6 protein-coding genes are annotated in these 2,935 nt (G+C 46.8%); 4 read left to right on the plus strand and 2 right to left on the minus strand.

What is annotated here, in order from left to right; translation table 11 throughout:
* The 4 genes from Q0372_RS07015 to Q0372_RS07030 form a co-directional block, all read left to right on the plus strand.
* Positions 1 to 411: ATP-binding cassette domain-containing protein (locus Q0372_RS07015; protein WP_298104241.1), on the plus strand; the 411-nt coding region annotated here is incomplete at its 5' end.
* Positions 412 to 414: 3 nt separating this feature from the next.
* Entirely contained in the window at positions 415 to 867 is a 453-nt protein-coding gene (ptsN, locus tag Q0372_RS07020) for a PTS IIA-like nitrogen regulatory protein PtsN (RefSeq protein WP_298104244.1), read from the plus strand.
* A 29-nt stretch (positions 868 to 896) separates the two neighbouring features.
* On the plus strand, positions 897 to 1,556 hold the full coding sequence (locus tag Q0372_RS07025; protein ID WP_298104253.1) for a DUF4230 domain-containing protein: 660 nt from the start codon (positions 897 to 899) through the stop codon (positions 1,554 to 1,556).
* Positions 1,557 to 2,027, plus strand: coding sequence for a hypothetical protein (locus tag Q0372_RS07030; protein WP_298104247.1), 471 nt, complete (start codon positions 1,557 to 1,559; stop codon positions 2,025 to 2,027).
* 26 nt (positions 2,028 to 2,053) lie between these two features.
* On the opposite strand, the gene Q0372_RS07035 is transcribed toward Q0372_RS07030, so the two are convergent.
* Entirely contained in the window at positions 2,054 to 2,266 is a 213-nt protein-coding gene (locus tag Q0372_RS07035) for a hypothetical protein (protein ID WP_297881606.1), read from the minus strand.
* Positions 2,245 to 2,850: a hypothetical protein gene (locus tag Q0372_RS07040; protein WP_298104250.1), complete on the minus strand. Its 606-nt coding sequence runs from the start codon at positions 2,848 to 2,850 to the stop codon at positions 2,245 to 2,247. The genes Q0372_RS07035 and Q0372_RS07040 overlap by 22 nt, the downstream gene beginning before the upstream one ends.
* Between the last annotated feature and the right edge of the window lie 85 nt (positions 2,851 to 2,935).

Below are 2,935 nucleotides of genomic sequence, written 5' to 3' on the forward strand. Positions count from 1 at the left end.
CGCAAAGATCTGACCGCACTTCAACGTCGCGAACGTGCTGATGAGTTGATTGATGAATTTAACATTGGTCATATTCGAGACAATTTGGGGCAATCACTCTCCGGCGGAGAACGTCGTCGCGTGGAAATTGCGCGTGCCTTGGCAGCAAATCCGAAGTTCATTTTATTAGATGAACCTTTTGCCGGCGTTGAACCCATTTCGGTGATTGATATTAAGAAAATTATCAAAGACTTACGCGATCGCGGCTTAGGTGTGCTGATCACCGATCACAATGTGCGGGAGACGCTCGATGTGTGTGAGCGCGCCTATATTGTGAGTTCCGGTAAAATGATTGCTACCGGCACACCTACTGAAATTATGAATAACAAATTGGTAAAAGACGTGTATTTAGGTGCCGATTTCCAACTATAGCTTATGAAATTTACCGAATTATTAACGCCTCAGACCCTTCGTCAGGGAATGATCTCTTCCAGCAAAAAACGTGTGTTTGAATCTATCGCGCGCATTGTGGAAGAACAATTACCCATGGAAAATGGGGAACAATATTGTTTTGATTGTTTATTTAATCGTGAAAAATTAGGCAATTCCGGTTTAGGTGGTGGCGTTGCGATGCCGAAAGGCCGTCTGCCACAAGGTACAAAACCCATTGGTGTATTTATTCAATTAGAAACCCCCATTGAGTATGATGCTGCCGACAAACGGGATGTGGATTTAATTTTTGCGGTATTGATTCCGGAAAATATGTGTGGCGATTATGCCCAGTGTCTGCCGAAATTGGCTGACTATTTAATGGATAAATCACTGTGCAAACAGCTGCGTTCGGCAAAAAGTGCGGATGAAATTTGGAAAATTTTGCTTTTCTTCTAAATTTAGTGATATTTTGCACCTTGGTTTTTATGTTTTTTAAGATGCGCAAAAGCGGCGAGCAGGCGGGCAAGCCGCAGATCGCCACTGACATCACGCGGCTCAAAAGCATCGGCGAGCTGAGCGTTTTTAAAATTTACTCCAAAGAGATCGTTACGCGCAAGCAAAACGTAGGCAGCGGGTTGCTAGGCTCGCTCGTCTCGCCGTTGATGACGAAAAAGCAGATCGCCATCATCTTCGAGTTTGAGATCGAGTTCGTTTACGACCTGCTAAGCCCCGAGTTTGCGATACTACCGCAGGGCGAGGATCGCTACGAGATCAAGATGCCGCCGTGCAAATACAAATACTCGATCAAAGATATGAAAATTTACGACGAGAAAAACGCCAAACTGCTGCCGTTTCTGCTGCCTGATTCGCTAAATGGGCTATTCGGCGCGAGCTTTGATGAAAGCGATAAAAACCACCTCATCGACGACGCAAAGGATGAGGTCAAGCAGCTCTCGCTAAAAATCATCAACGATCTTGGCGGCAAGATCCACAAATCTGCGACCGACACGCTGGAAGCGATCGCTAAGAGCTTCGGCGCGAAGGAGGTCGGATTTATCTTCCAGGACAAGGCGCTTCAAACGATCGATATAAGCTCCAGCGAGATCGCAATCGACAAGTCGCTAAAATCGCAGATCGAGAAGTAGATGGAGCTTTTTAAGGCGCTTTTTAAAATTTACTTCGCCCGCATGCTCGCGTTTATGGATGCCTGCGCAAGGGCTTGGCAGCGATTTTATGAGCCGATCAGGCTGCGCAAAGAGAAAAAGCGCCTGCGCGCGAAAGGCTATTTTACCGAAGATGCGACGTGGGCGGAGTTTTTCGCGGATTTTAAATTTTGCAAATGCTTCATCATTAAAAAAATCCTCTATCCAAACTTCTATGCTATCAAAAACTCCTCCAAATGGGAGGCGGGCTCAAAGCGGGCGAGTTTTTCGGTAGGCTCGTTTGCATACGACGAAATCGCGTGGGTGTGGGTGCCGCGAGCCTTCGACGGCGGGAGGAAAAACGATCTGGAAAAGCTAAAAAATCTACTGCAAAAAATCCCCGCGCTGCGCTACGAGCAGAGCGACACCGGGATTAAAATTTTCGGCTACGAGTGCGCCGAAGGAGCCTTATAATTGTATAAAGCGGCATTTGTTTGATTTCATCTTTGCCTGATCTTGTCGAGGGTCGCGCCGATACGGCTTAAAGCTTGCACCGCGTAGCTAAACGGCGGGCGAGTTTTGGCGGCTGTGTCTTTGACAAACAGCGCGTGCGAGCGTGAAATTTTATCTTTGCAAACGCCCCGGCACGGTCTAAATTTAAACTCCGCGCGAGTATAAACGCGAGCAAATTTTATCTCTGCGTCTGGCTCCATAGACCCTTTGCTTCGGCGGGGTTTTTTATATTAAGCCACGCAAGAAGCAGCACTACGGACGCTAATGGATTTAAGATTAAATTTAGCAGTTCCATGCAATTTATGACGCCCATCGTTATAGCGGCGGGGGCCGGTATTTTGAACATCATGCCGTGGATGATGTCTGCGGCGACATCAACGATTAGCAGCGCGGCGTATACGGCGAAAAGCCCGCATCCCGTGGCGGCGCGCAACTTAAAATTTATAATTATCCAAGAGAGCGTAACTGCAAATATCAAATACGGCACGTATATTTGCAGCCTACTGCAATCACATCTTCTGAGTATATAAATGGCTGAAAAATATAGCAGCGCCACAAGCGCGATGCTATAGGCGTATTTGAAGATTATAAAGACCTGCGGGCCCGTGATATTTTGTATATTTTTAAGCGCGTGGTAAAGGAATGTGAAGGCAAAAATCCACACTAAGATTTGAGAATCCAAGTACGCGATCTCGCCTTTTATAGAATACGCCGCGCTGCCGACCAGTAGGCAGAGCGCGCCGAGCGTGCCTTGCAGCTTCGCTCTTTGAAAATCTTCATTCATTTTACATCTTTAAATTTTAATGTGCGGTTTGCTGCTTGCACTGCGCAGATGAATGGCGGGCCAGCATCATTTCTTCCTTCTCCAT

The organism is uncultured Campylobacter sp., from assembly GCF_937997405.1.
Lineage (GTDB): Bacteria > Campylobacterota > Campylobacteria > Campylobacterales > Campylobacteraceae > Campylobacter_B.

Bases quoted from the DNA above. Each gene is read 5' to 3' on its own strand.
- ptsN (WP_298104244.1), top strand. From the start codon at position 415: ATGAAATTTACCGAATTATTAACGCCTCAGACCCTTCGTCAGGGAATG.
- Q0372_RS07025 (WP_298104253.1), top strand. From the start codon at position 897: ATGTTTTTTAAGATGCGCAAAAGCGGCGAGCAGGCGGGCAAGCCGCAG.
- Q0372_RS07030 (WP_298104247.1), top strand. From the start codon at position 1,557: ATGGAGCTTTTTAAGGCGCTTTTTAAAATTTACTTCGCCCGCATGCTC.
- Q0372_RS07035 (WP_297881606.1), bottom strand. From the start codon at position 2,266: ATGGAGCCAGACGCAGAGATAAAATTTGCTCGCGTTTATACTCGCGCG.
- Q0372_RS07040 (WP_298104250.1), bottom strand. From the start codon at position 2,850: ATGAATGAAGATTTTCAAAGAGCGAAGCTGCAAGGCACGCTCGGCGCG.